25 protein-coding genes, 4 tRNA genes and 3 pseudogenes are annotated in these 26,727 nt (G+C 49.5%); 28 read left to right on the top strand and 4 right to left on the bottom strand.

What is annotated here, in order from left to right:
• Nucleotides 1–195, top strand: a pseudogene (locus ACTHTK_RS10130) (type IV pilin protein); the annotation flags it as partial.
• Nucleotides 196–953: 758 nt separating this feature from the next.
• On the opposite strand, the gene ACTHTK_RS10125 reads toward ACTHTK_RS10130, so the two are convergent.
• Nucleotides 954–1,250, bottom strand: coding sequence for a hypothetical protein (locus ACTHTK_RS10125; protein WP_440378599.1), 297 nt, complete (start codon nucleotides 1,248–1,250; stop codon nucleotides 954–956).
• Between ACTHTK_RS10125 and pyrB the strand changes: the two genes are divergently transcribed.
• From pyrB to ACTHTK_RS10100, 5 genes are all read left to right on the top strand, one after another.
• Nucleotides 1,249–2,169, top strand: coding sequence for an aspartate carbamoyltransferase (pyrB, locus tag ACTHTK_RS10120; protein ID WP_107724238.1), 921 nt, complete (start codon nucleotides 1,249–1,251; stop codon nucleotides 2,167–2,169). The genes ACTHTK_RS10125 and pyrB overlap by 2 nt on opposite strands.
• A gap of 10 nt (nucleotides 2,170–2,179) precedes the next feature.
• Entirely contained in the window at nucleotides 2,180–2,638 is a 459-nt protein-coding gene (gene pyrI, locus ACTHTK_RS10115; protein WP_003684689.1) for an aspartate carbamoyltransferase regulatory subunit, read from the top strand.
• 193 nt (nucleotides 2,639–2,831) lie between these two features.
• Nucleotides 2,832–3,497 carry a hypothetical protein gene (locus tag ACTHTK_RS10110; protein WP_107724237.1) on the top strand — a complete coding sequence of 222 codons (666 nt, stop codon included), beginning with the start codon at nucleotides 2,832–2,834 and terminating at the stop codon, nucleotides 3,495–3,497.
• Nucleotides 3,498–3,772: 275 nt separating this feature from the next.
• Nucleotides 3,773–4,636 carry a GNAT family N-acetyltransferase gene (locus ACTHTK_RS10105; protein WP_049331270.1) on the top strand — a complete coding sequence of 288 codons (864 nt, stop codon included), beginning with the start codon at nucleotides 3,773–3,775 and terminating at the stop codon, nucleotides 4,634–4,636.
• A 23-nt stretch (nucleotides 4,637–4,659) separates the two neighbouring features.
• Entirely contained in the window at nucleotides 4,660–4,785 is a 126-nt protein-coding gene (locus ACTHTK_RS10100) for a hypothetical protein (protein WP_003684698.1), read from the top strand.
• Between the two features lie 65 nt (nucleotides 4,786–4,850).
• On the opposite strand, the gene ACTHTK_RS10095 is transcribed toward ACTHTK_RS10100, so the two are convergent.
• Nucleotides 4,851–5,354 carry a hypothetical protein gene (locus tag ACTHTK_RS10095; RefSeq protein WP_049336347.1) on the bottom strand — a complete coding sequence of 168 codons (504 nt, stop codon included), beginning with the start codon at nucleotides 5,352–5,354 and terminating at the stop codon, nucleotides 4,851–4,853.
• 213 nt (nucleotides 5,355–5,567) lie between these two features.
• On the opposite strand from ACTHTK_RS10095, the gene pyk reads away from it, so the two are divergent.
• Nucleotides 5,568–7,040, top strand: a complete 1,473-nt coding sequence (pyk, locus tag ACTHTK_RS10090) for a pyruvate kinase (protein ID WP_107724236.1) — start codon at nucleotides 5,568–5,570, stop codon at nucleotides 7,038–7,040.
• A gap of 176 nt (nucleotides 7,041–7,216) precedes the next feature.
• A complete protein-coding gene (locus ACTHTK_RS10085; RefSeq protein WP_107724235.1) occupies nucleotides 7,217–8,632 on the top strand; it encodes an OmpP1/FadL family transporter in 1,416 nt (471 codons plus the stop codon).
• 255 nt (nucleotides 8,633–8,887) lie between these two features.
• Here ACTHTK_RS10085 and ACTHTK_RS10080 read toward each other — a convergent pair whose 3' ends face one another.
• Entirely contained in the window at nucleotides 8,888–10,153 is a 1,266-nt protein-coding gene (locus ACTHTK_RS10080; protein ID WP_107724234.1) for a LysM peptidoglycan-binding domain-containing protein, read from the bottom strand.
• Between the two features lie 234 nt (nucleotides 10,154–10,387).
• On the opposite strand from ACTHTK_RS10080, the gene def reads away from it, so the two are divergent.
• From def to topA, 11 genes and pseudogenes are all read left to right on the top strand, one after another.
• Nucleotides 10,388–10,891, top strand: coding sequence for a peptide deformylase (def, locus tag ACTHTK_RS10075; protein WP_003678675.1), 504 nt, complete (start codon nucleotides 10,388–10,390; stop codon nucleotides 10,889–10,891).
• Between the two features lie 135 nt (nucleotides 10,892–11,026).
• Nucleotides 11,027–11,953 carry a methionyl-tRNA formyltransferase gene (gene fmt, locus ACTHTK_RS10070; RefSeq protein WP_315611437.1) on the top strand — a complete coding sequence of 309 codons (927 nt, stop codon included), beginning with the start codon at nucleotides 11,027–11,029 and terminating at the stop codon, nucleotides 11,951–11,953.
• A gap of 33 nt (nucleotides 11,954–11,986) precedes the next feature.
• Complete coding sequence (locus tag ACTHTK_RS10065) at nucleotides 11,987–12,505, top strand: O-acetyl-ADP-ribose deacetylase (RefSeq protein ID WP_440378598.1); 519 nt, start codon at nucleotides 11,987–11,989, stop codon at nucleotides 12,503–12,505.
• Between the two features lie 47 nt (nucleotides 12,506–12,552).
• Entirely contained in the window at nucleotides 12,553–13,812 is a 1,260-nt protein-coding gene (rsmB, locus tag ACTHTK_RS10060) for a 16S rRNA (cytosine(967)-C(5))-methyltransferase RsmB (RefSeq protein WP_440378597.1), read from the top strand.
• Nucleotides 13,778–14,371 carry a DUF4390 domain-containing protein gene (locus ACTHTK_RS10055; RefSeq protein WP_049322230.1) on the top strand — a complete coding sequence of 198 codons (594 nt, stop codon included), beginning with the start codon at nucleotides 13,778–13,780 and terminating at the stop codon, nucleotides 14,369–14,371. The genes rsmB and ACTHTK_RS10055 overlap by 35 nt, the downstream gene beginning before the upstream one ends.
• Before the next feature lie 3 nt (nucleotides 14,372–14,374).
• Nucleotides 14,375–16,501 carry an ATP-binding protein gene (locus ACTHTK_RS10050; protein ID WP_440378596.1) on the top strand — a complete coding sequence of 709 codons (2,127 nt, stop codon included), beginning with the start codon at nucleotides 14,375–14,377 and terminating at the stop codon, nucleotides 16,499–16,501.
• Nucleotides 16,488–17,762: a sigma-54-dependent transcriptional regulator gene (locus ACTHTK_RS10045; protein WP_440378595.1), complete on the top strand. Its 1,275-nt coding sequence runs from the start codon at nucleotides 16,488–16,490 to the stop codon at nucleotides 17,760–17,762. The genes ACTHTK_RS10050 and ACTHTK_RS10045 overlap by 14 nt, the downstream gene beginning before the upstream one ends.
• A gap of 234 nt (nucleotides 17,763–17,996) precedes the next feature.
• Nucleotides 17,997–18,927 (top strand): annotated as a pseudogene (dprA, locus tag ACTHTK_RS10040) (DNA-processing protein DprA); the annotation flags it as partial.
• 104 nt (nucleotides 18,928–19,031) lie between these two features.
• Nucleotides 19,032–19,187: pseudogene (locus tag ACTHTK_RS10035) on the top strand (DNA-processing protein DprA); the annotation flags it as partial.
• Nucleotides 19,188–19,212: 25 nt separating this feature from the next.
• On the top strand, nucleotides 19,213–19,668 hold the full coding sequence (locus ACTHTK_RS10030) for a DUF494 family protein (protein ID WP_003749244.1): 456 nt from the start codon (nucleotides 19,213–19,215) through the stop codon (nucleotides 19,666–19,668).
• Nucleotides 19,669–19,747: 79 nt separating this feature from the next.
• A complete protein-coding gene (gene topA, locus ACTHTK_RS10025; RefSeq protein ID WP_440378594.1) occupies nucleotides 19,748–22,054 on the top strand; it encodes a type I DNA topoisomerase in 2,307 nt (768 codons plus the stop codon).
• A gap of 73 nt (nucleotides 22,055–22,127) precedes the next feature.
• On the opposite strand, the gene ACTHTK_RS10020 is transcribed toward topA, so the two are convergent.
• Nucleotides 22,128–22,823, bottom strand: coding sequence for a hypothetical protein (locus tag ACTHTK_RS10020; RefSeq protein WP_440378602.1), 696 nt, complete (start codon nucleotides 22,821–22,823; stop codon nucleotides 22,128–22,130).
• 266 nt (nucleotides 22,824–23,089) lie between these two features.
• Here ACTHTK_RS10020 and rsmD point away from each other — a divergent pair, with 266 nt between their 5' ends.
• The 9 genes from rsmD (at nucleotide 23,090) to nusG (ending at nucleotide 26,665) form a co-directional block, all read left to right on the top strand.
• The gene (gene rsmD / locus ACTHTK_RS10015; protein WP_440378593.1) at nucleotides 23,090–23,662 is read left to right on the top strand and encodes a 16S rRNA (guanine(966)-N(2))-methyltransferase RsmD; all 573 of its coding nucleotides are present in this window, start codon (nucleotides 23,090–23,092) and stop codon (nucleotides 23,660–23,662) included.
• Between the two features lie 122 nt (nucleotides 23,663–23,784).
• On the top strand, nucleotides 23,785–24,036 hold the full coding sequence (locus ACTHTK_RS10010; protein ID WP_003679513.1) for a YfhL family 4Fe-4S dicluster ferredoxin: 252 nt from the start codon (nucleotides 23,785–23,787) through the stop codon (nucleotides 24,034–24,036).
• 98 nt (nucleotides 24,037–24,134) lie between these two features.
• Nucleotides 24,135–24,218 (top strand) — tRNA-Tyr (locus tag ACTHTK_RS10005).
• A 31-nt stretch (nucleotides 24,219–24,249) separates the two neighbouring features.
• Nucleotides 24,250–24,323: transfer RNA gene (locus tag ACTHTK_RS10000), tRNA-Gly, on the top strand.
• 9 nt (nucleotides 24,324–24,332) lie between these two features.
• Nucleotides 24,333–24,407, top strand: a tRNA-Thr gene (locus ACTHTK_RS09995).
• Between the two features lie 48 nt (nucleotides 24,408–24,455).
• Nucleotides 24,456–25,640 (top strand): elongation factor Tu, encoded by a 1,185-nt coding sequence (gene tuf / locus ACTHTK_RS09990; protein WP_002215366.1) that lies wholly within the window; start codon nucleotides 24,456–24,458, stop codon nucleotides 25,638–25,640.
• A 6-nt stretch (nucleotides 25,641–25,646) separates the two neighbouring features.
• A tRNA-Trp gene (locus tag ACTHTK_RS09985) sits at nucleotides 25,647–25,722 on the top strand.
• 131 nt (nucleotides 25,723–25,853) lie between these two features.
• The gene (gene secE, locus ACTHTK_RS09980; RefSeq protein WP_070461116.1) at nucleotides 25,854–26,129 is read left to right on the top strand and encodes a preprotein translocase subunit SecE; all 276 of its coding nucleotides are present in this window, start codon (nucleotides 25,854–25,856) and stop codon (nucleotides 26,127–26,129) included.
• A 2-nt stretch (nucleotides 26,130–26,131) separates the two neighbouring features.
• Nucleotides 26,132–26,665 carry a transcription termination/antitermination protein NusG gene (nusG, locus tag ACTHTK_RS09975; protein WP_003680697.1) on the top strand — a complete coding sequence of 178 codons (534 nt, stop codon included), beginning with the start codon at nucleotides 26,132–26,134 and terminating at the stop codon, nucleotides 26,663–26,665.
• Nucleotides 26,666–26,727 lie beyond the last annotated feature (62 nt).

Raw genomic sequence — 26,727 nt, 5'->3', positions numbered from 1 at the left:
GCTAAGGGCATCCTGGAGGGTAAGTTTACCTTGAAGGCGGTGGCGCTGGATAGGGAAGCGGAGCCGAGGGTGCTGCGTTTGAACGAGTCGCTGACGGCGGTGGTATGCGGGAAGATGAAGGGGAAGGGCAGCTGTACGGACGGTGAGGAGATATTTAGGGGCAATGATGCGGAGTGTAAGCCTTTTATGGGGTGACAATAGGGTGGAAAGGAGATAAGAGAGTAAAAAGGACGTGCACAGGCACGTCCTTTGGGTAAGCTGATCTCAACCTCGAGTACTGCATTATTGTCTTAACCCGTTTTATTATTTTGACGAACTAAATATTTCAAATCCAGAACCTTATGCTGACACTGCAACCAGTCGGCGAAAGGTAATGCCTTGATCAGAACTATTGGAACTGATTAACTGTAAATTAAGCGGAAAATTTTAAAAGTAGAGAAAGCTGTAGTTTAAGTCATTTATGCAACATTATTCAGACGGCCCGAGATCAATAGTTTCGGTCATGGGTAAGGACAATGAAAGATAAGGCTGAAGAAAAATTACACCAAGCAAAGATAGCATTGTCTGCAGGGTAAAAAGCTGGTTGATACGGCAAACATATATCTGTATCTATTTTGAAAGGCTATATTGAGAAACTGCACATCACTCCATCAATGTCCACGAGATAAAGTATGACAAAAGGTTCGATCAAAGGCTACGGCAGAAAAATAGATAGCACCTAGAAAAACATCAGCTATAGACCTGCATTATTGAAAAGCCCTTTGCAATAACTCATTGACGAAAACGCAAATCAAACACAACCGAATATTTGTTGAAAAACCCGTTATGCAGTTGAACAAAGCTTTGTTACATTTCATTGTAAATCAGGCTGTGAACCTAATTTGCTTTAGGCAACATGGGTGTGCAACGCTATTCGAAAGCGATATGTTTGAATCGTTGAAGTGGTTAACAGCTTACTTGCGCTTGTTTGCTCCTACAAGATGCGAGCATTGGGAAGATAAAAGGGAGCTGTCAAGTCCCTGTGTTTGATTTTTGGCTGTTGGGGATGAAGGATTTTTTGCAAAGGTCTCAGACCGTCTGAAAACTTGAAAGAAGCAGCCGTCTGTTAAATATGCGATAATGCGGAAGATTTCATGGGTGTGGTAGAAACATGGTTGAGACTGTCCGGTGGGAATCATGCCGGACAACGATGAAATCGGTTTGCTTGAAACGCCCGCTTTGCGGGTTTTTTTATGGGAAGGAATGGTCATGCCTAATCCGCTTTATCGGCAACATATTATTTCAATTTCAGATTTGACGACAGAGCAGCTCGAATTGTTGCTTCAGACGGCCTTGAAGTTGAAAAAGCAGCCTCGTGAAGATTTGCTTGAGGGTAAATTAATTGGTTCGTGCTTTTTTGAACCCTCTACCCGTACGCGTTTGTCTTTTGAAACTGCGGTACAGCGTTTGGGTGGGAAAGTTATCGGTTTTTCCGATGGCGCGAATACCAGTGCGAAAAAGGGTGAAACGCTTGCGGATACAGCGAGGATTATTTCCAGCTATACGGATGCGATTATTCAGCGACACCCGAAAGACGGTGCGGCCCGTGTGGCGGCCGAGTTTTCGAGCGTGCCCGTGATTAATGCCGGCGATGGTACCAACCAACATCCGAGCCAGACACTTTTGGATTTGGTAACGATTTATGAAACGCAGGGCAGTTTGAGCAATTTGAAGATTGCGATGGCCGGTGATTTGAAATATGGCCGTACGGTACATTCATTATGTCAGGCATTGAAGCGTTGGGGTTGTGAATTTGCGTTTGTTTCCCCTCCCAGCTTGGCGATGCCGGACTATATCACTGAAGAGCTGGAAGAGGCCCGTTGCCCTTATCAAATTTTACCCGGCTTGGAAGAAGCGGTCGAATGGGCGGATATTTTGTACATGACCCGCGTTCAGCGCGAACGTTTTGATGAGCAGGAATTTGTCAAAATCCAGGGTAAATTCAATCTTGATGCGTCAATGTTGGCAAACGCCAAACCCAATTTGCGCGTCTTGCATCCTTTACCGAGGGTAGATGAAATTCATCCGGATGTGGATAAAACACCTCATGCCTATTATTTTGAACAGGCAACCAACGGCGTGTATGCACGGATGGCGATTTTGTCTTTGGTATTGAACGAAGAAGTTTAAGGAGCGAAAGATGGAAAACTCAAAACTCAGCGTTGAAGCGATTGAACAAGGTACGGTGATTGACCATATTCCTGCCGGTAAAGGCTTGGCCATTTTGAGGCAGTTTAAGTTGCTGCATTATGGCAGTGCGGTTACGGTCGGCTTTAATTTGCCCAGCAAAACGCAGGGAAGCAAAGACATTATCAAAGTCAGCGGCGTATGGTTGGATGCCAATGCGGCCAACCGTTTGGCTTTATTTGCTCCTGAAGCAGTGGTAAACAAAATTGATCAGTTTAAAGTGATCGACAAACAGCATTTGTCATTGCCGGACGAAATTTCGGAAGTATTCCGCTGCCCGAATACCAATTGTGCCAGTCATGGAGAGCCGGTCATCAGCCGTTTTTATGTCCGTTCACATAATGGTCAGACGCGTTTGAAATGCCATTATTGCGAAAAAACCTTCTCGCGTGATTCGGTTGCCGAAGCCTGATAAAAATCTCAGGCCGTCTGAAAATACGGCTATACGGTTTGAGTTGTCTGCTTGATACATTAGTTTCATAAAAAGCAAGATATTAAGCAAATTGCGTTAAAATTACGTTAAAATAATGCCTTCCGGGTTGATGACATTATTCGCCCGAAAGGCATTATTTTTTAATAACATGATACGAAATGTAGGAAAACTTATGCACTCATCCATACAAAGCCGGTTTGCCCCAATTTTATACGTTTTGATTTTCTTTGCCGGATTTTTGGCAGCACAAGTTTGGTTTAATCAGCAAGCCTATTTGACCAACCTTCCCCTTTTGGTCACTGCCATTTCTGCCGTTGCATTGGTTTGGTTGATTTGGGCTGTCGTCTCTGCGCGATCCAAAGCAAAAAGCAAGATGTTGCACCGTGAGCAGCTGATTCAAAAAGAGAGCATTCATCCTGTTTTGCATGCGACGTTGCAGCGTTCTGACGGTCAAACGGATTTATTGGTTTTGGTTGTCCGCAATAGCGGTAAGGGCTTGGCGAAGAATGTGCGTTTTGAGGCTGAGGCTTTGCCGGATCACTTGCCGAGCAAGCTGGTTGCCGATGCGGTTATGCGCTTGGAGATGTTTTCCGGCGGCGTGGATATGCTGGCATCGGGAGAATTGTATGGCGGCGTGTTTGCAAGCATGTTGGCGCTGGCTGCCGAATTGCCGGACCAAACATTCGGCGGAGTATTGAAACTGAAGGCCACTTATGAAAATGCTTTTGGTGATCAATGCACTTCTGAAAGCGTCTTGGATTTGAGCATACTGAATTTCAATCTGTCGGAAATTAGATCCAGTAGCGAGCAAAAGCCCCGCAAGAAATTGTTGTATTGATATACAAAATATGCAGGCCGTCTGAAACCGAAATACTTGGTTTGAGACGGCCTGTTGTTATTTTTCAAATGATTTTTGAAGAAAAAGAGGCGTATCGGGTATAATAATCAAAGAATTCGAAACGGATTGTCAGGATCGGCAAGCCGTCTCATCATTGTCGTATTTCAAAACCTTACTGATATTTTTTCAATAATCTGTTGCTATGTATCGGAACTTTTTCTGATGTTGGCACTGGCGAAATATTCCTTCAGCCATTTACTCTCAGGAAGCTGCTTATGTTAGTGTGTAATCCTTATGAAGTTGTGATCCATGGTACGACCAGCAAAGGCAAGATTTTCCGACCAAGCGACTGGGCGGAGCGCCTGTGCGGTATTTTGTCTTCCTTTACTAAAGACAACCGCCTTTCCTATTCGAATTGGGTGCGCCCTATTTTGGTGGATAATGTCCGTTGTGTAGCGGTCGATAAAAAGTTGGAAGAAGACAATCCGCAAATGTTCCGTTTCTTGATGGACTTTGCGGCGGATAATGATTTACGCGTGATTGACTGCAAAGCCTTGCTTAAAGAGCAAGAGAGCAAACAGCAGGGCGAAGTGCCGGTCGAGCGTGTTTTGTTGGCGCAGGCGATTGAAGAAAAACATGCCGCCGAGCGTGCGGAAGCGGCCAATGCGCAGCCTGAGCCTCAAGCTGCCGCGCCTGTGGTCGGCGTATTGCGTGAAATTCCGCCGGAAGAAACTGCAACCGCTTTTGCGGCACTGAGTATTTTGCGTTCTTCTTTGACCGATATTCACCGTTTCGTCGAACAAATCAACGAGCATCAACGCAAAACCGGCTACCGTCTGCTGGGTATTTTTGAAGAAGGCAAACAAAATGCCGTGGCCGTATGCGGTTTCCATACTGCACATAACTTGGCCAGTGGTTACCATATCCATATTGATGATCTCGTAACCATGCCGCAATGCCGCCAAAAAGGTTATGCTTCACGCTTGTTGGAAGAAGTACGTAAAATCGGTGCGGAAACGGGTGCGACCAAAATCCATCTGAATGTCCATGTGAACCATGACCGAGCAGATGCTCATCGTCTCTACTTCAAAAACGGATTTGAAATTTGTGCCTACCATTTCCGTTGCGATCCGAAATAATTTTTGTGGAAAGAGAGAAATCAATGTTGAAGATTTTGACCGCGGCTGTTTTGACACTGAGCTTGGCGGCCTGCGCATCAGGCAGCGGAGGCAGCTCGCAAATGTATGGTGAGATTAAGGCCGGTGTAGAAACCAGCCATCAACGTTGAGATATATAATGACAAGGCCGTCTGAAATAGGTTTTCCTGTTTCAGACGGCCTTTTTGCAGCTTGATTAGAGGGTCGTGGAGGTGTCGTCAGCGGCAACAGTCCGATGCAGGCGATACCAATTGTACAGGCGCAAGATGCACAAGAAAGCGATGATGGGCATACAGGCTGCGGTAACCAGATAACGCGGGTTGCTGAAGTTTAAAACATTGTGCCCGGAAAGCAGCGACAAAGCGGCATGCAACCATTCCCATAAAGAAGAAATGCTGAATGCCAAAACAGCCAACAGGCCGAGAGTTCGGAAAATGCCGATGGGCAGGATTTGTTGGCGTAATACAGCTCGGTTGAGTTGGAACAAGACAATCAAACCGAAGCCGATAATGCAGACCATGCCGCCGTTGGCGACGATTTGCAGGCTGTTGAAGGCAATGTCGGGCGTAACGGAAATTGTACCGGACTGGTTGGCGGCGGTTTGTTGCAAATTTAAGCCTTGCATGACATTGAGTACGAAACCGTAGATCAGGTCGGCCAAAACGATGCCGATGGGTAGTGGAGTCAAAAAACGTTTCATGGATCAGTTGAGTATTCTATTAGTATGAGGGAGGCCGTCTGAAAATCAAAAATGACGACGTGAGAGTGTATTGTATCCGATAGGAAAGTAGGTTAATGCAAAAATAAATTTAGTTTAAGTCAGAAAATGATGTAATTTTACGCCAACATTATTGCATTAAGAGTACAATCTTCTTCATTATCAAACGTGAAATCAACAGGAAAGGACGTTTACATGAGCCAATTGCAACGTGATTTAACCCGTATCAGCCACAATACCAAAATTGTTGCCACACTGGGTCCGGGCAGCAACAATGTACAATTGTTGGAAGACATGATCCGTGTCGGCGGCCTTAATGTCGTCCGTTTCAATTTCAGCCACGGTACGCCGGAGTTTCATGAAGAAAATGCCCGTATCGTACGCGAAGCCGCGAAACGTTCGGGTCAGGAAATCGCCATTCTTGCCGACTTGCAAGGTCCTAAAATCCGCGTGGGCAAAATTGCAGGTGGCAGCATCGAGCTGAATAAGGGTGAAACCTTGATTTTGGATGCCGCACTTGAAGGCGAAGGCACACGCGAAGCGGTGGGTTTGGACTACCGCGATTTGCCGAATGACGTCGTTGCCGGCGATGTTTTGTGGCTGGACGACGGCCTGTTGACTTTGACCGTTGAAGCGGTTGAAGGAAGTAAGATTATTACAAGAGTAGAAAACAGCCATGTGCTGAAAAGTAACAAAGGTATCAATAAACGCGGCGGCGGTCTGTCTGCCGGTGCGTTGACCGAAAAAGACTTCCGCGACTTGAAAACCGCGATTGCCATCGGTTGCGACTACTTGGCCATCAGCTTTGTGAAATCTGCCGAAGATTTGCACATCGCACGCGCCAAAGTCGAAGAAGAAATGAAAGGCAGTACAGCCGTACGCCCCGGTTTGGTTTCCAAAATCGAGCGCGTAGAAGCCATTGAAAACCTGGACGAAATCATCCTTGCCAGCGACGGTATTATGGTTGCCCGCGGTGACTTGGCGGTCGAAGTCGGACACGCAGCCGTCCCCGCCCTGCAAAAACGCATGATCCGCCGCGCCCGCGAGTTGCGCCGCTTCAGCATTACCGCAACTCAAATGATGGAATCCATGATTACCAACCCTGTACCGACCCGCGCGGAAGTCAGCGACGTGGCCAACGCAGTATTGGACGGTACCGATGCGGTGATGTGTTCCGCCGAAACCGCCGTCGGCGCGTATCCGTTTGAAACCGTCAGCCAAATGGCGATTATTTGTGCGGCTGCGGAAAAAGAACAAGATTCGCTCAACGGCGTTGCCGAACAGGTCGAGTATCCCGAAGCCGTCAGCACCAACTTGGCGATTGCCGGCGGTGCGGTCAGCGTGGCGCGAGCAGTTCACGCCAAAGCCATCGTTGCCCTGACTGAAAGCGGTTCGACCGCCTTCGAAGTCAGCCGCCACAACATCACCCTGCCGATTTTTGCCCTGACGCCGAGTGTTTCAGCGCAACGCCGCATGGCGATGTACCGCGGTGTACGTCCGTTGATTTTGGCAACCAGTACCGATCACGATACCGCGCTGAACGAAGTGGAAGCCATGCTGGTAGAACACAAAATCCTCCAAAGCGGCGACCAATACATCATCACCAGCGGTTCGCAAATGCGCGAATCCGGTTCGACCAATACGCTGGAAGTGTTGCAGGTTAAATAATTGCAGTGATCCAATGATTGGAAAAGCAGGCTGTTTCAGCCTGCTTTTTTTGTGTAAAAAAAGAAAAGATTAGGCAAAAATAATGATGTAGTATAGAATTGAGTGCCTATACTAAATCAATAAAGGACGTTTCAGACGGCCTTTTTCTTTGTCCGCTACTTTCACGGTAAACCAAAATGATTCATTTCAATCTGAAAAAAACAGCATTTATTTTAAGCGCAACACTGTTATCTACCGCCGTCCAAGCCTCCGGCTACCATTTCGGCACACAATCCGTTAACGCACAAGGCACGGCCAACGCTGCCGCCGCCGAAGCCGCCGATGCCTCAACTATTTTCTACAACCCGGCCGGTTTGAGCAAAATCGACAGCAGCCAAATTTCCGTCAACGCCAATATCGTTTTCCCAAGCATTCATTATGAGGCAGAATCTGCAAAACACTTCCGCACGGGTGCCGATGTCAGCGGCTCGACCAGCGGCAAAATTACCGAAACCACCGTTGCTCCACACATCTATGGCGCGTACAAAGCCAGCGACGATGTAACTTTGGGTTTGGGCGTGTACGTTCCTTTCGGTTCGGCAACCGAATACGAAAAAGATTCCGTCTTGCGCCACAACATCAACAAACTGGGTTTGACCACCATCGCCATCGAGCCGGTAGTCGCGTGGAAACTGAATGAGCAACACGCCGTCGGTGCTGGTTTGATTGCCCAATATTCCAAAGCCGAATTGCGCAAATACTCCGACTGGGACGCTTCCGGCGCCATCAGCCAGTTGGCCAGCGGCTTGGCTTCCCGTCAAGCAGGCCGTCCCGTTGCTGTCGATGCGACTGGCAAAGCTGACGGTCATGCCGATGTAAAAGGCCACGATTGGGGCTTTGGCTATCAATTGGCGTGGATGTGGGACATCAACGAGCGCGCACGCGTGGGTGTGAACTATCGTTCCAAAGTATCGCATACGCTGAAAGGCACTGCCGATTGGGAAGCGGACGGCGCATATGCAAAACGCGCTTGGGATTTGGGTGCAATGGCTGCACGCGGTTATGTGCCGAACGAAAAAGCCAGCGTCAAAATCGTAACGCCTGAGTCTTTGTCTGTTCACGGTATGTACCGCGCCACCGACAAAACCAACCTGTTCGGCGATGTGACTTGGACGCGCCACAGCCGCTTCAACAAAGCCGAGCTGGTGTTTGAAAACACCAAAAAAGTTGTCAACGGCCAATCTGATCGTACTGTCATCACGCCTAACTGGCGCAACACTTATAAAGTTGCATTCGGCGGCTCTTATCAAGTTACCGAACCATTGCAACTGCGTGCCGGTATCGCTTTCGACAAATCACCGGTTAAAAGCGCCGAGGACCGCATGAACAGCCTGCCTGACGGCAACCGTATCTGGTTCTCCGTCGGTGCCAAATATCAACTGGGTAAAAACCATGTTATCGATGCGGCGTACAGCCATATTCACATCAATGACACGGTTTACCGCACCGGCAAAGCCAGCGGCAACGACGTGGACAGCCGCGGTGCATCTTCTGCCCGCTTCAAAAACAAAGCGGACATCTTGGGCTTGCAATACACTTACAAATTCAAATAATCGGATTTGAGTTGTGGATAAAAAGGCCGTCTGAAGATTTCAGACGGCCTTTTTGATTGGTAGGAACAGATGGAGCAATCAATAAGCAATAAATAGCGTGCCGGACTTTCCATATTGCTGATTGGAATGGCAGAACGGCAAGACAATAGAAAAGGGGGACAGCCGATAAATAGCTGGAGAAATGAGATGTTGTTTGCGCTTTAAACAATATGTTACAGATTTCTTTATTTGCCGGATGGTGCTAAAAAAGCCCAATCAGCTGCGGACTTCCAGTTCGATTTCTCTTTCTTGTTCGTCTTCAGCCGGTTTGTCCATGGTTTTTTCATCAGCCATATTGTCCAAATCGCGGCCGGGTTCGGAAGCGGTATCGCCGATGGAAACGCTGTTCAGGCTTTCCAAAATAATGGCGGAGGCCAGATGGTCGGATGTGCGGTATACCATTGCCAAACCGATTTCTTCTGCCGGAATGGAAACCAATTCAACCGTATCTTTGTCTTTCGGCTTGCGAATCAGGTTGTTGGACAGATTGACACGGACTTGGCGGCCGCGTTTGTAGAGGCTGACCACCGTGCCTTTGTCCAGGCCGTCGAGTTCGCCTTTATCCAAAGTAATGGTTTGGAACTGGCCGGCTTCGCCCACGCCGTCGAAGATGGAAACGACTTTGGCCTGAATTGGACGGGCAGGGGCGTGAGGCATCACATTGAAGCTGTCGAGGCCTTCGGGCAGTTTCAGCAGATAGTCGTCTTTGCGGATTTCGGAAACGGCTTCTTCGATAACCAAAGGTTGCGCGGACTGGGTGCGCAGCTTCATGGCTTTGTTGACTTGGGTGTAATACTCGTTGCTTTTGAGTTTTTCGTCAGAAGCGCGGGTACGGTGTTCCAATGCGGAGTCGGTGTAAGGCAGCGTGTTGGCGATGCCGCTGAACACGACTTCTTGACCGAGGAATTTGCCGGTTTCCGGATCGGTGATGTTTTTATTGACGCGGTAGGTCAGGTAGCGGCCGGGTTCGGTCAGGCCGTATGCGTACACGCGGTTGCCTTGGGTGTAGAGGACGCGGTTGTCGGGGCCGGCAATCAGGCGCGGCGCGTTGGCGGTTTCTTCTGGAGCGATAATCTGCGGATGTTTCATGAACATGCGGTAGAGATTGACGTTGACAGTCGGAATGCCGTAGCCGGAAGTTTCGCGTACGCGCGGATGCAGTTTGATCACGGGAATGCCGTCTGAACGGGTTTGGGCATGTTCAAAACCCAGTCGTGGCTGGCCGTTGACGTAGCGTAAAACCAACACCTGACCCGGATAGATCAGATGCGGATTGCGGATGGCGTTGCGATTGGCGCCCCAAAGGCGGTTCCATTGCCATGGGCTGTACAGATATTTACCGGAAATACCCCACAAGGTATCGCCGTTTTTAACGACGTAGCGTTGCGGCGCATTGGGGCGGATTTTTAAAGAAGCTGCCTGAGTGTGGGCAGAAATAGCCATGCCTGCTATGCAAAGCAGGGTTATAATACGTTGTTGCATAACCGTTCCCCTTGAAATCGATTCGGTTTGTCTTCAGATGATAAACAGAGAAGGCTGGAGTTTGCGAAACTGCCGCCCATTCATCAATACGATAACGAACGGCCTCCGTCGCGCTATCTTAACATTTTTCGGCGTTATTTTAGCATTGAATGTTGCTGTCATGACAGGAGATTGTGGCGGCGGAAACCAAATCTGTATGAAAATCACACATCAGCTTTATAAAACGAGAATATTATGGCTTTACTGAACATCCTCCAATACCCTGACGAGCGTTTGCATACGGTCGCCAAACCTGTTGAAAAAATCGACGAGCGCATCCAGACATTGGTTGCCGATATGTTTGAAACCATGTACGAAGCACGCGGTATCGGCTTGGCGGCCACCCAGGTCGACGTACACGAGCGCATCGTCGTGATGGATTTGACCGAAGACCGCAGCGAGCCGCGCGTGTTTATCAATCCCGTCATTGTCGAAAAAGACGGCGAGACGACTTACGAAGAAGGCTGCCTGTCCGTGCCGGGCATTTACGATACCGTGACTCGTGCCGAGCGCGTCAAAGTTGAAGCCTTGAACGAAAAAGGCGAGAAATTCACACTGGAAGCAGACGGCCTGCTGGCAATCTGCGTGCAGCACGAATTGGACCACCTGATGGGCATCGTGTTTGTCGAACACCTGTCGCAGCTGAAACAAGGCCGCATCAAAACCAAACTGAAAAAACGTCAGAAACACACCATCTGACCTAAGCATCGCTTAAAGGCCGTCTGAAAAGACAAAACAGAAGGCAGACTTCGGTTTTCAATCTTTCAGACGGCCTTTTCAGCTGAAACAGTTTGCCCAACGCGCCCATTCAAACCATTTCCACAAGGACACAACATGAAAGTCATCTTTGCCGGTACGCCCGATTTTGCCGCCGCCGCCTTGAAAGCCATCGCCGCCGCAGGTTTTGAAATTCCGCTGGTGTTGACCCAGCCCGACCGCCCCAAAGGCCGCGGCATGCAGTTGACCGCATCACCGGTCAAACAGGCAGCCTTGGAATTGGGTTTGACCGTGGCGCAGCCGGAAAAGTTGCGCAATAACGCCGAAGCCCTGCAAATGCTCAAAGATACGGGCGCGGATGTGATGGTGGTGGCCGCGTATGGCTTGATTTTGCCGCAGGAAGTGTTGGATACGCCCAAACACGGCTGCCTTAATATCCACGCCTCGCTGTTGCCCCGTTGGCGTGGCGCGGCGCCGATTCAGCGTGCGATTGAAGCCGGCGATGCTGAAACCGGCGTGTGCATCATGCAGATGGACATCGGTTTGGATACCGGCGCTGTGGTCAGCGAACACCGTTATGCCATCCAGCCTACGGATACCGCCAACGAAGTGCATGACGCACTGATGGGTTTGGGTGCGGAAGCGATTGTTGCCGACTTGCAGCGACTACAGGCAGAAGGCCGTCTGAACGCGGTCAAACAGCCTGAAGAAGGCGTTACCTACGCCCAAAAATTGAGTAAAGAAGAGGCACGTATCGATTGGAACGAGTCCGCAGACATTATCGAGCGCAAAATCCGCGCCTTTAACCCCGTTCCTGCCGCGTGGGTCGAGTATCAAGGCAAACCGATGAAAATCTGGCGTGCCGAAGTCGTGGCCAAACAGGGTAAGGCAGGCGAGGTGTTGTCTTGCACTTCAGACGGCCTGCTGGTAGCGTGCGGTGAAAACGCGCTGAACATCACCGAATTGCAGCCTTCCGGCAGCAAACGCATGAGCATACAGGCATTTGCGGCAGGCCGGACGATTGAAGTCGGAACGGTTTTGTAACAGGCTGGAAATCAACGTAGAGGAAAGAAAACAATGGCTGTTTTTGAAGTGGTCGAGGGCGATATTACCCGATTGTCAGTCGATGCGATTGTCAATGCCGCCAATTCATCGCTATTGGGCGGTGGCGGCGTGGACGGTGCGATACACCGCGTCGCGGGCAAAGAGCTGCTGGACGAGTGCCGAACTTTGGGCGGTTGCCGCACGGGCGAAGCCAAAATAACCAAAGGCTACCGTTTGCCTGCGCGTTTTGTCATTCATACGGTCGGGCCGGTATGGTTTGGCGGAAAACAAAATGAAGAGGCTAAATTGGCACAATCCTATGCCAATTCCTTGCTGCTTGCCCAGAAACACGAGCTCCACAGCATCGCCTTTCCGTGCATCAGCACCGGTGTGTACCGTTTTCCGGCCGAAGCCGCCGCACGTATCGCTTTGGAGAGTTTGAAACAAACCCTGCCGCAATGTCCGGCAGTGGAAAAAATCATCTTTTGCTGTTTTTCCAAAACAGATGCCGAATATTATCGGGCATTGCTGGCTGCCGAACAGGCCGTCTGAAATCCGCCGAACACTTGAAATCAAATTATGAATCAGAAAGCAAAAATATGAGTATGTCCCTCGCCCAAAAACTGGCCGCCGACAGCGTTGCCGCGGTTGCCGAAGGGCGCAATCTTCAGGATGTTTTGGCGGAAATCCGCGCGGCGCATCCGCAGCTGACGGCGCAGGAAAACGGCGCATTGCAGGATATTGCCTATGGTTGCCAACGTTATTTGGGCAGTTTGAAACATATGCTTGGGCAAATGCTGAAGAAGCCGATTGACAATCCGCAGCTTGAAAGCCTGCTTTTGGCGGCAATGTACCAACTGCATTACACGCGCAACGCGCCTCATGCCGTGGTCAATGAAGCGGTGGAAAACATTGCCAAAATCGGCCGCGGCCAGTTCCGCTCGTTTGCCAATGCGATTTTGCGCCGCTTTTTGCGTGAACGCGACAAGCTCGCGGCTTCCTGCAAAAAAGACGATGTGGCGAAACACAATTTGCCGCTGTGGTGGGTGGCTTACTTGAAAAACCATTATCCGAAACATTGGCACAACATCACCACCGCGCTGCAATCGCATCCGCCGATGACTTTGCGCGTCAACCGCCGACATGGCAATGCCGAAAGCTATTTGGAAAAACTGGCTGCGGAAGGTATTGTGGCCAGGGCGTTGGACGAATACGCCGTGATGTTGGAAGAAGCCGTGCCGGTAAGCCGCCTGCCCGGCTTTTCAGACGGCCTGGTGTCTGTGCAGGATTTTGGTGCGCAGCGTGCTGCCTATTTGTTGAACCCGAAAGACGGCGAACGCATCCTCGATGCCTGTGCGGCGCCGGGCGGTAAGACAGGCCATATCTTGGAACTGGCAGATTGTCATGCTACCGCTTTGGATATAGACGAAGGCCGTCTGAACAGGGTGAAGAGCAATCTTGACCGTTTAGGCTTTCAGACGGTCTCTTTGGCTTGTGCCGATGCGCAGGACTTGGCGGCATGGTATGATGGTAAGGCCTTTGACGCTGTCTTGGCAGATGTGCCGTGTACCGCTTCGGGCGTGGCGCGCCGCAATCCCGACGTAAAATGGCTGCGCCGACCGACCGATGCCGTCAAAACCGCACGCCAACAGGAAGCATTATTAGACGCGCTGTGGCAGACCCTGACGAAAAACGGCAGGATGTTGCTGGCTACCTGCTCGGTCTTTGTCGAAGAAAACGACGGTCAATTGCAAAAATTCCTTAACCGCCATGCCGATGCCGAGCTGATCGAATCGCATGTGCTTTTACCGAACAAACATCAAGATGGCTTTTATTACGCGCTTATTAAAAAGCAGTAAAACGCTGATTGTACCGCTCTTGCTCGCCGTGTCGTTGAACGCGGCGGGCGAGGGCATCAGTGCGACCCGTGCTGAGGCAAAGCTGACCCATGCCGGACAGCTTTCCGTCAGCAGCCGTTTCCGCACCGACCTGCCCGATCAGCTCAAAGAAGCACTCAAACAGGGCGTCCCCCTGCATTTCAATTTAAGTTGGCAGCTGTCGGCGCCGTCCGTGGCGTCTTATAAATTCAAGTTCGACCAGCTGCTCAACAACGACAGCACGATTCAATACAAATTGTCCTTCCATCCGCTGACCAACCGCTATCGCGTTACCGTCGGTACGTTTTCTACCGAGTACGACACGCTTGAAGCCGCCTTGCGCGCAGTGGGCGCGGTCGCGAATTGGAAGGTTTTGTCCAAGGGCGCGCTGAGTGATGTGGCCGCCAAAGACACGAAGGCTGAAATCCGCCTGCTGCTGACAACCGCCAAGCTGCCCAAACCATTCCAAATCAATGCCCTGACTTCTAAAAATTGGCATTTGGATTCGGGTTGGAAATCCTTGTCGGTCGTGCAGGAGTAAACCATGCGCCGCTTTCTCCTGATTGCCGCCGTATTTGCCGTAGTTTTGTTGTACGGCCTGACTGTTGCAACGGGCAGCAGCAACGTATTGTCCGATTATTTTTGGTGGATTGTCGCCTTGTGCGGCTTGCTGTTGCTGGTGTTGGCTGCGGTGTTGGTGCGCTATGTCGTGCTTTTGATGCGCGACAACAGCAAAAGCGTGTTCGGCTCGCAGATTGCGCGCCGGCTGTCTGGGATGTTTACCTTGGTTGCCGTATTGCCGGGCGTGTTTTTGTTCGGTATTTCCGCCCAGTTTATTAACGGTACGATTAATTCTTGGTTTGGCAACGATACCCATGAGGCTTTGGAGCGCAGCTTAAACTTGAGCAAATCCGCGCTGAACTTGGCGGTGGACAACGCGGTCAGCAACGCCACGCCGGTGCAAATCGACTTAATCAGCGCCGCTTCGTTGGACGGCGACTTGGGGCAAACACTGACCCAATCCGCGCCTACTTCCGAATTTGCCCAGCTGGCGCTTTATAACGCGACCACCCATAAAGTCGAGAAAAGCATCAATCCCCTGAAACTGAATCAACCGACGCTCAACAAAGAAGGATGGGAGCAGCTGGAGCAGACCGGCTCGGTACGCAGCTTGGAAAACATCGGTGGCGTGCTGTATGCTCAAGGCTGGATGCTGATCGGTACGCATAAAAATCAGGATTATGCGTTGTTTTTCCGTCAGCCGATTCCGAAAGATGTTGCCCAAGATGCGACGTTGATTGAAGCGGCCCGCGCCAAATACGCCGAGCTGAGTTATACCAAAAAAGGCCTGCAAACCTTTTTCCTGTCCACGCTGTTGGTCGCGACATTGTTGGCCATCTTTTTGGCGCTGGTGATGGCTTTGTATTTTGCCCGTCGTTTTGTGGCGCCGGTGTTGTCGTTGGCAGAGGGCGCGCGGGCGGTGGCTCAGGGCGACTTCAGCCAGACCCGGCCGGTATTCCGCAATGACGAGTTCGGCCGTTTGACCCAATTGTTCAACCACATGACCGAGCAATTATCGATTGCCAAAGAGGCGGACGAGCGCAACCGTTTGCGCGAAGAAGCCGCCCGCCATTATTTGGAATGCGTGTTGGAAAGTTTGACCACAGGCGTGATTACTTTGGATGCCGACGGCCGTCTGAAAACCTTTAACAAAGCCGCCGAACAGATTTTGGGCGTTTCGCTGGTGTCTTTGTGGGGCAGCAACTGGCATCAATGGCACGGCAAATCGCCGCAGCAAACCCTGTTGGCCGATGTGTTTGCCTCCATCCATGAAACCGCCGACGGCGACAAACCCGTCCAAGTCGAATACGCCGCGCCCGACGATGCCCGAATCTTGTTGGGCAAAGCCACCATCCTGCCGGAAGACAACGATAACGGCGTGGTGATGGTGATTGACGACATTACCGTCTTGATACGCGCGCAAAAAGAGGCTGCATGGGGCGAAGTGGCGAAACGTTTGGCGCATGAAATCCGCAATCCGCTTACGCCCATCCAACTTTCCGCCGAGAGATTGGCATGGAAATTGCATGATAAACTTGACGAGCAAGACGCCCAAATCCTCAGCCGTTCAACCGATACCATCGTCAAACAGGTTGCCGCGCTGAAAGAAATGGTCGAAGCATTCCGCAATTATGCGCGTGCGCCGTCTCTGAACTTAGAAAAACAAGATTTAAACGGTTTGGTGTCGGAAGTATTGGTATTATATGAGGCCGGCGCGTGCAAATTTAATGCACGGCTCAGCGCTGACGCCCTGTCGATTGCCGCCGATACGACGGCCATGCGCCAAGTGTTGCATAACCTATTTAAGAATGCCGCAGAAGCGGCGGAGTCGGACGAGGCGCCGCAAGTAAACATCGAAACAGGACGCGAAGGCGGACAGGTTTTCCTGACCGTCTGCAACAACGGCAAAAGTTTCAGCAAAGAAATGCTGCACAATGCTTTTGAGCCGTACGTTACCGACAAACCGACAGGAACGGGGCTGGGTTTGCCCGTTGTGAAAAAAATTATCGAGGAGCATGGCGGCCGCATCAGCCTGAGCAATCAGAACAGCGGCGGCGCGTGCGTCAAAATAGCTTTACCGGAAATGGCAGAAACTTATGCGAAGCAGTGATATTTTGATTGTAGATGATGAAGTAGGCATCCGCGACCTGCTCTCTGAAATCCTTCAAGACGAAGGCTATACTGTTACTTTGGCCGAAAATGCCGAAGAAGCGCGCCAATTGCGTTACCAAACGCGTCCGGCCATGGTATTGCTGGACATTTGGATGCCCGATTGCGACGGCATTACTTTGTTGAAAGAGTGGGCGAAAAACGGCCAACTCAATATGCCCGTGGTCATGATGAGCGGCCATGCCAGCATCGACACCGCGGTTGAAGCCACCAAAATCGGCGCACTCGATTTTCTGGAAAAACCGATTGCCCTGCAAAAACTCTTGTCCGCAGTAGAACGCGCCTTGAAACATGGAGAAGTTCAGACGGCCTCCGGCATGACTTTGGACAAACTGGGCAATAGCCCGGTTATTCAAGAAATGAACGGCAGCATTGAAGCGGCCGCCAAACACAACCGCCCGCTGCTGTTGGCCGGTGAGGCAGGCTCGCCGTTTGAGATTGTCGCCCGCTATCTGCACAAAAGCGGTACGCCTTGGGTGGCAACCGACCGTGTCGAACACATTGTCGATACGCCGATGGAGCTGTTGCAAAAAGCATCGGGCGGTATTTTGTATGTCGGCGATATTGCCCGTTACAGCAAAAACATCCAAAACGGCATCGCTTTCTTGCTGGAGAAAGCCGACCGCTACAATGTCCGTGTGATTGCTTCATGCGGCTTTAAACGCGGTGAGAGCGCCGATGACGTCGTTGCCGGCCGACTGGCGGAGCTGTTGAAAGAGCGCATCAATATTCCTTCTTTGCGCAGCCAGCCGGACGATATCGTCTTTTTAATCAACCGCATCATGACCGATTTGGCCGAAAGTCAAAAAATCCAGCCAGTAAAATTCAGCGACAGCGCGTTGGTGGTTTTGCGCCAATACGATTGGCCGGGCAATTACGACCAGCTTGCCGAAACGGTGAAAAACATCATGTTGGAATCGGACGGCAAAGAAGTGGACGATCAGGCCGTTGCCGTGGCTTTGGGTCAGAAGGAAAACGCGACGGCGACAGAAATCATCGGTGGCTTCAATTTCAATATGCCTTTGCGCGAATTGAGGGAAGAAGTCGAGCGCCGCTACTTTGAGTACCACATCGCCCAAGAAGGCCAAAATATGAGCCGTGTGGCGCAAAAGGTCGGTTTGGAGCGTACGCACCTTTACCGCAAGCTCAAACAACTCGGTATCAGCGTATCGCGCCGCAGCGCCGACAAATCCGAAGAATAAGCGCAATATCGGTTCAAACACAAAAGAGGCCGTCTGAAAGCCATCAGGTTTTTCAGACGGCATCGTCATTTGACGGTTTGCTTAGACAAGCAATACTTTATAAAAATAATGATATGGCTAGGCATTGTTATTTTGCCTTTTAAGCCGACAGAAGTTTTATATCAATAAAATTTTCAGACGGCCTTGATTTACTTCAGGCCGTCTGAAAAACCATTACGAAAAGGGAACAGATTGATGACGGAAAACGAGCGTTTTGCTTGGTTGCAATTGGCATTTACGCCCTATATCGGCGCAGAAAGTTTTTTGGTGCTGTTGCAACAATTCGGTAGCGCACAAGCTGCCTTGAGTGCGCCGGCAGACAAAATTGCCGCCCTGGTACGCCATAAACAGGCGGCCGAGTCATGGCGCAATGCGGACAAACGGGCTTTGGCGCAACAGTCTGCCGAAGCCGCTTTACAATGGGAAATGCAGGACGGTTGCCGTCTGTTGCTGCTGCAAGATGATGATTTCCCTGAAATGCTGACGCAAGGCATTACCGCGCCGCCGGTCTTGTTTTTGCGCGGCAATGCAGGACTGCTGCACACGCCTTCTGCCGCGATTGTCGGCAGCCGCCATGCCACGCCGCAGGCCATGCGGATTGCCAAAGATTTCGGCAGGGCGTTGAGTGAGAAAGGCATTCCCGTCGTATCGGGTATGGCTTCGGGTATCGATACCGCCGCCCATCAGGGGGCATTGCAGGCAGATGGCGGCACCATCGCCGTCTGGGGAACCGGTATAGACCGCATTTACCCGCCGTCCAATAAAAACCTTGCTTATGAAATTGCTGAAAAAGGATTGATTGTCAGCGAGTTCCCTTTGGACACGCGTCCGTTTGCAGGCAACTTTCCGCGCCGCAACCGTCTGATTGCCGCATTGTCGCAGCTGACATTGGTGGTCGAAGCGGCATTGGAATCCGGCTCATTGATTACTGCCAAGCTGGCGGCGGAGATGGGGCGCGAAGTGATGGCGGTGCCCGGTTCGATAGACAATCCGCACAGCAAAGGCTGCCACAAGCTGATTAAAGACGGGGCAAAATTGGTGGAATGTTTGGACGATATTCTTCACGAATGTCCGCAGCTATTGCAAAATACGCCTGTTCCATCATATTCTATAAATAAGACGGTAAAACCCAAAAACGACCAAACCAAACGTCTGCAACCCAAAACAATAGCGGATGAACCGCAAAGGCCGTCTGAAAACCCTCCTGCCGCTCCATCAACAAGCGCTTTATTGGAAGCAATGGGTTACGACCCGATACACCCCGATATTTTGGCGCAACAAACCAATACGGCGGCGGCAGACGTGTACGCACAGCTTTTGGAATACGAACTCGACGGTATCGTTGCCGCTTTGCCGGGCGGCCGTTACCAGCGCATCAAAGTATAAATTATCTATATCTTAAGGAACCAGCATGACCGAAGTCATTGCCTATTTAATCGAACACTTCCAAGATTTCGACAACTGTCCGCCTCCGGAGGATTTGGGTCGCCTGCTGGAAGATGCAGGTTTTGACGCTACGGAAATCGGCAATACATTGATGATGATGGAAGTCTTGTTCAATACGTCCGAATTTTATGCCGAGCCGTTTAACAGCGATTCCCTGCGCGTATTCTGCCGTGAAGAAGCTGAAAACCTGCCGCAGGAAGTCATGGGCTTGATGCAGTATCTGGTTGCCGAACACGCAATTACTTACGAGCAGCGCGAAATCGTCATTCACGCCCTGATGCACATTCCATCGGACGAAATCACCCTCGATACCGCCAAAGTATTGGTATTGCTGGTGTTGTGGATGCACAAGAGCGAGTTGCCCGTCCTGATTGGCGACGACTTGATGAGTGCGTTGACCGGACAAAACGTGATGCACTAAACCTTTTTTCAGACGGCCTGAACAAAATGATAAAAGGCCGTCTGAAACATAAACCCAATACATCCAAAAGAGAACAACAATGGCGAAAAACCTATTAATCGTCGAATCCCCGTCCAAAGCCAAAACCCTGAAGAAATATCTGGGCGGTGATTTTGAAATTTTGGCGTCTTACGGCCACGTCCGCGATTTGGTTCCGAAAAGCGGAGCAGTCGATCCCGACAATGGCTTTGCCATGAAATACCAGCTGATCAGCCGCAACAGCAAACACGTCGATGCCATCGTCGCCGGTGCCAAAGAAGCCGAAAACATCTACCTCGCAACCGACCCGGATAGGGAAGGCGAAGCCATTTCTTGGCATCTTTTGGAAATCCTCAAATCCAAACGCGGCCTGAAAAACATCAAGCCGCAGCGTGTCGTGTTCCACGAAATTACCAAAAACGCTGTACTCGATGCCGTCGCCCATCCGCGCGAAATCGAAATGGACTTGGTCGATGCGCAACAAGCCCGCCGTGCTTTGGACTATCTGGTCGGTTTCAACCTCTCGCCATTGTTGTGGAAAAAAATCCGCCGCGGTTTGAGTGCCGGCCGTGTGCAAAGTCCCGCCCTGCGCCTGATTTGCGAACGCGAAAATGAAATTCGCGCGTTTGAAGCGCAGGAATATTGGACGGTACATCTCGACAGCCACAAAGGCCGTAGCAAGTTCACCGCCAAACTCGCCCAATACAACGGCGCGAAACTCGAACAATTCGACCTGCCGAACGAAGCCGCGCAAGCCGACGTGTTGAAAGAACTCGAAGGCAAAGAGGCCGTCGTTACCGCCATCGAAAAGAAAAAGCGCAGCCGCAATCCTGCCGCGCCGTTCACCACTTCTACCATGCAGCAGGATGCCGTGCGCAAACTCGGTTTTACCACCGACCGCACCATGCGCACCGCCCAGCAGCTTTACGAAGGTATAGACGTAGGGCAGGGTGCCATCGGTCTGATTACCTATATGCGTACCGACAGCGTGAATTTGGCCGATGAAGCGTTAACCGAAATCCGCCATTACATCGAAAACAAAATCGGCAAAGAATATCTGCCGAGTGCCGCCAAACAATACAAAACCAAATCCAAAAACGCTCAAGAAGCCCACGAAGCCATCCGTCCGACGTCCGTGTACCGCACGCCCGAAAGCGTCAAACCCTTCCTGAGCGCAGACCAGTTCAAACTCTATCAAATGATTTGGCAACGTACCGTCGCCTGTCAGATGACGCCCGCCAAATTCGACCAAACCACCGTCGATATTACCGTCGGCAAAGGCGTATTCCGCGTAACCGGACAAGTGCAAACCTTCGCAGGCTTCCTCAGCGTTTACGAAGAAAGCAGCGATGATGAAGAAGGCGAAGACAGCAAAAAACTGCCCGAAATGAGCGAAGGCGATAAATTGCCGGTTGACAAACTTTACGGCGAACAACACTTCACCACTCCGCCGCCGCGCTACAACGAAGCCACACTGGTTAAAGCCCTCGAAGAATACGGTATCGGCCGTCCTTCTACCTACGCCAGTATTATTTCCACGCTCAAAGACCGCGAATACGTTACCCTTGAGCAAAAACGCTTCATGCCCACCGACACAGGCGACATCGTCAACAAATTTCTGACCGAACACTTCGCCCAATACGTCGACTACCACTTCACCGCCAAACTCGAAGACCAGCTTGACGAAATTGCCAACGGCAAACGCCAATGGATTCCCGTGATGGACAAATTCTGGAAACCGTTCATCAAACAAGTAGAAGAAAAAGAGGGTATCGAACGCGCCAAATTTACCACGCAGGAACTCGATGAAACCTGCCCGAAATGCGGCGAACACAAACTGCAAATCAAGTTCGGCAAAATGGGCCGCTTCGTCGCCTGCGCCGGTTATCCCGAGTGCAGCTACACGCGCAACGTCAACGAAACCGCCGAAGAAGCCGCCGAGCGCATCGCCAAAGCCGAAGCCGAGCAAGCGGAACTCGACGGACGCGAATGCCCCAAATGCGGCGGTCGCCTAGTGTACAAATACAGCCGTACCGGCAGCAAATTCATCGGCTGTGCCAACTATCCGAAATGCAAGCACGTCGAGCCGCTGGAAAAACCAAAAGACACCGGCGTCCAATGCCCGCAATGCAAAAAAGGCAACCTCGTCGAATGCAAATCCCGCTACGGTAAACTGTTTTACAGTTGCAGTACCTATCCGGACTGTAACTACGCCACTTGGAATCCGCCCGTCGCCGAAGAATGCCCGAACTGCCATTGGCCGGTCTTGACCATCAAAACCACCAAACGCTGGGGCGTGGAAAAAGTCTGCCCGCAAAAAGAATGCGGCTGGAAAGAACAGATTGAACCGCCTGCACCGAAAGAGTGAGATTAGGTCGGTTTAAAAGAGAAAAGGTCGTCTGAAAAATTTTCAGACGACCTTTTGCTTTTCTGTGATTGGTTTATTTGAATCCGCGTGTCGTTTTAAAGTCCGATAAAATACGGTTCATTTCTGGTTCAAATAAGGCTATGTAATCGTAAGATAGACCGCGGCTGGCACTAGGGTGGGGCAGGCAGACGACTTCGCAATTTTCAAACGATTGGAATCTGATTTTGAAACGTGTACCGCTAAAATCTTTTTGTACTACTCGGAGTGGTTGAGTTTGTTTTCCGACAAGCTGCTCGAAGCGCGGCAATACATTTGCGCGATTAAGATAATTTGTCAGATTGCTTCCCATGAAGAGAATCAATTTAGGGCGTAGTTTCTCAACGTGGTAGAGAAAATTATCGACGTGTTCAGGCTGGAGAAATTTGTTTGGATTGTCGATTTTGTTGCCCTGAGTAGCTGCCCAGTTGGTTTGTACCAGGGATTTTTCAAATGCACCGCCCAATTCATTTTCGTCTAAGGGGTGTCCCCACATTTTAAACCAAATTTTTATCGTATTGTCGTAACGCCACTTTTTTGCCTGCTCACCGAAATAGAGGGATTTATTGGCAAATGTATGGTCGATTTTGTTTTCAGGGAGTTTGTATTCACCTGCTACATAAGCAGCCTCATCGGCTTTACTCCAACCCCATTCATACCCACAAATCATTAAGCCATGTTTGTCGTTGTAACCTTGAAATATACTGTTACTGAGATTCAGACCTGACATGATAGTAGCCTTACATTAATGTTTCAAAAATGACTACTCATTATAAATAAGCAAATGTAATTTATCTAGTTTTATGTTTAAGTTGAAAACATACTTCACACGGTGAAACGCAGTTCAATATTTCATGTCGTCAAATTCAAAACCAAAAGGTCGTCTGAAAAATTTTTCAGACGACCTTTTGGTATTGAAAGGATAGAGGGAAATACGGCTTGATGGAGGTTTCACTATATAATTAAGGCCGTCTGAAAACTCGGCATCTTTTAAGAATTATGGCAAACAACAAACATTCCAAACACAGCAATCAAGTACGTATCATCGGTGGGCAATGCAGGGGACGAAAGTTAACATTTTTATCTGCAGATGGTCTGCGCCCGACACCTGACAGCGTGCGTGAAAAACTGTTTAACTGGTTGGGTCAGGATTTAACCGGCAAAACAGTATTGGATTTATTCAGCGGCAGTGGTGCTTTGGGAATGGAGGCTGCTTCTCGTCATGCGGCAAAAGTGGTAATGGTCGATAACCACCGCCAAACTGTGCAAACACTTCAGAAAAATATCCGTGAATTAGGTTTGAAACAGGCGGAAATCGTGTGTTCAGACGGCATGGCTTATTTGACAAGGCCGTCTGAAAAATTTGATGTCGTGTTCCTTGATCCGCCGTTTGCATGGGAAGATTGGCAAAATCTTTTTATCCGATTGCAAAGCCACTTGAAAAATGGGGCAATGGTCTATATTGAAGCAGGGAAGGTGCCTGAAAAACCAGATTGGCTGGAAATTTATCGGGAAGGAAAGGCGGGAATGAGTAAGTTTGAATTGTTGCTCTATTCGCAAGTTGCTGAATAGTATGGAATTTGAGAATCATTCCCAAGGTGTAAAACATTCTTTCAAACGGATTGTTCCGACGTCATTTGTGCTATAATCCGCGCCCAATCGGTTTTGATAATTTAAGAAAAAAGGAAATAGAAATGTCGCTCTTTATTACAGATGAGTGCATTAACTGCGATGTGTGCGAACCGGAATGCCCTAATGATGCCATCTCGCAAGGTGAAGAAATTTACGAAATCAATCCAAATTTGTGTACGCAATGTGTGGGCCATTACGATGAGCCGCAATGCCAACAGGTATGTCCTGTCGACTGTATCTTGATCGATGAAGAGCATCCTGAAACGCACGAAGAACTGATGGCCAAGTACGAAAAAATCATTCAGTTTAAGTAAATAATGTTTAAAAGCAAAAACTTGGATATTTTTAAAGAAATAAGTGAAAAAAAATCTTGACGGAAATCTGAGTTGCAAATAAACTAGCGTTCTCTTTTGGAGGGATTCCCGAGCGGTCAAAGGGGGCAGACTGTAAATCTGTTGCGTGAGCTTCGAAGGTTCGAATCCTTCTCCCTCCACCAAAAATTCTTACTTGGAGCAAATAGTGAGTATGCGGGTGTAGCTCAATGGTAGAGCAGAAGCCTTCCAAGCTTACGGTGAGGGTTCGATTCCCTTCACCCGCTCCAAACAATTTCGCCCATGTAGCTCAGGGGTAGAGCACTCCCTTGGTAAGGGAGAGGTCGGCAGTTCAAATCTGCCCATGGGCACCATCTCATTATTACCCTTTCTTTCAAAAGCTTAGATTATAGGATATTGCCATGGCTAAGGAAAAATTTGAACGTAGCAAACCGCACGTAAACGTTGGTACTATCGGTCACGTTGACCATGGTAAAACCACTTTGACTGCTGCATTGACTACTATTTTGGCTAAAAAATTCGGTGGCGCTGCAAAAGCTTACGACCAAATCGATAACGCTCCTGAAGAAAAAGCCCGCGGTATTACCATTAATACCTCTCACGTAGAATACGAAACTGAAACCCGTCACTACGCACACGTAGACTGCCCGGGTCACGCCGACTACGTTAAAAACATGATTACTGGTGCTGCCCAAATGGACGGTGCTATCTTGGTATGTTCCGCAGCTGACGGTCCTATGCCGCAAACTCGCGAACATATTCTGTTGGCTCGCCAAGTAGGTGTACCTTACATCATCGTGTTCATGAACAAATGCGACATGGTTGACGATGCAGAGTTGTTGGAACTGGTTGAAATGGAAATCCGTGACCTGCTGTCAAGCTACGACTTCCCAGGTGACGACTGCCCGATCGTACAAGGTTCTGCACTGAAAGCTTTGGAAGGTGATGCTGCTTACGAAGAAAAAATCTTCGAACTGGCTGCTGCTTTGGACAGCTACATCCCAACACCTGAGCGTGCTGTGGACAAACCTTTCTTGTTGCCTATCGAAGACGTATTCTCTATCTCTGGCCGTGGTACAGTAGTAACTGGTCGTGTAGAGCGCGGTATCATCCACGTTGGTGACGAGATCGAAATCGTAGGTCTGAAAGAAACTCAAAAAACCACTTGTACCGGTGTTGAAATGTTCCGCAAACTGCTGGACGAAGGTCAAGCTGGTGACAACGTAGGTGTATTGCTGCGTGGTACTAAACGTGAAGACGTAGAGCGTGGTCAAGTATTGGCTAAACCAGGTACGATCACTCCTCACACCAAGTTCAAAGCAGAAGTATACGTACTGAGCAAAGAAGAGGGTGGTCGTCACACTCCATTCTTTGCTAACTACCGTCCACAATTCTACTTCCGTACTACTGACGTAACTGGTGCAGTTACTTTGGAAGAAGGCGTAGAAATGGTAATGCCAGGTGAGAACGTAACCATTACTGTAGAACTGATTGCGCCTATCGCTATGGAAGAAGGTCTGCGCTTTGCGATTCGCGAAGGTGGTCGTACCGTAGGTGCGGGTGTGGTTTCTTCTGTAATCGCTTAAGTTTAGAGGCCAATAGCTCAATTGGTAGAGTATCGGTCTCCAAAACCGAGGGTTGGGGGTTCGAGACCCTCTTGGCCTGCCAAATAAAAAATTAACCGGCCTTGTGCCGGTTAATTTTTTTGTACTTAAGTTCTAAGATTATTTGGAATTAATTAATGGATCAATACCGCTATCTAAAATGAAGGCGGGTGGGGTATTGATAAGTGAGTAAAGATGACAGAACATCCGTCTGGACGCAAAGAAGGCCATCAGAAAAAGGAAGTTGTGGTAAGTAATAAGCCGGCTCCTGAAAAGAAAGAAGGTCTGTTTGCATATTTTAAGAGCTCTTGGACTGAGTTTAAGAAGGTAGTTTGGCCGAGTCGTGATGAAGCGGTTAAAATGACTGTATTTGTGATTATCTTCGTTGCAGTTTTAGCAGCCTTCATTTATGCGGCAGATACAATTATTTCATGGTTGTTTTTTGATGTTTTATTAAATAGGAAAGGGTAAAGATGTCAAAGCGTTGGTATGTGGTACAGGCCTATTCCGGTTTCGAGAAAAATGTTCAAAAAACATTGAAAGAGCGTATTGCTCGTGAAAACATGGAAGAATATTTCGGTCAGATTCTCGTTCCTGTAGAGGAAGTGGTAGATATCAAGAATGGCCGAAAAACCATCAGTGAGCGTAAATTCTATCCAGGCTATGTGTTGGTTGAAATGGAAATGACCGATGATTCATGGCACTTGGTTAAGAGTACCCCTCGAGTAAATGGTTTTGTAGGTGGTAGCGGAAATCGTCCAATCCCAATTTCTCAAAAAGATGCAGATGCTATTTTGCAACAAGCCAAAACAGGTGTTGAGAAGCCAAAACCAAAAGTTGAATTTGAGGTTGGTCAGCAGGTTCGTGTGAATGAAGGTCCATTTGCTGATTTCAATGGAATTGTTGATGAGGTTAACTACGAGCGTAATAGACTGCGTGTTTCAGTTCAGATTTTTGGTCGTGAAACACCGGTTGAATTAGAGTTCGGTCAGGTTGAAAAGATTTAAGTGGTTTAATTCGCTTGAAATTTTTTTTTTAAGCGGATATAATCGCAAATTCTGTTTGGGAA

This window comes from Neisseria sp. P0006.S009, assembly GCF_051962915.1.
GTDB classification, from domain to species: Bacteria; Pseudomonadota; Gammaproteobacteria; order Burkholderiales; family Neisseriaceae; genus Neisseria; species Neisseria subflava_E.
The sequence above is the reverse complement of the archived record's forward strand: the minus strand, read 5'-3'. Positions and strand labels throughout refer to the sequence as shown.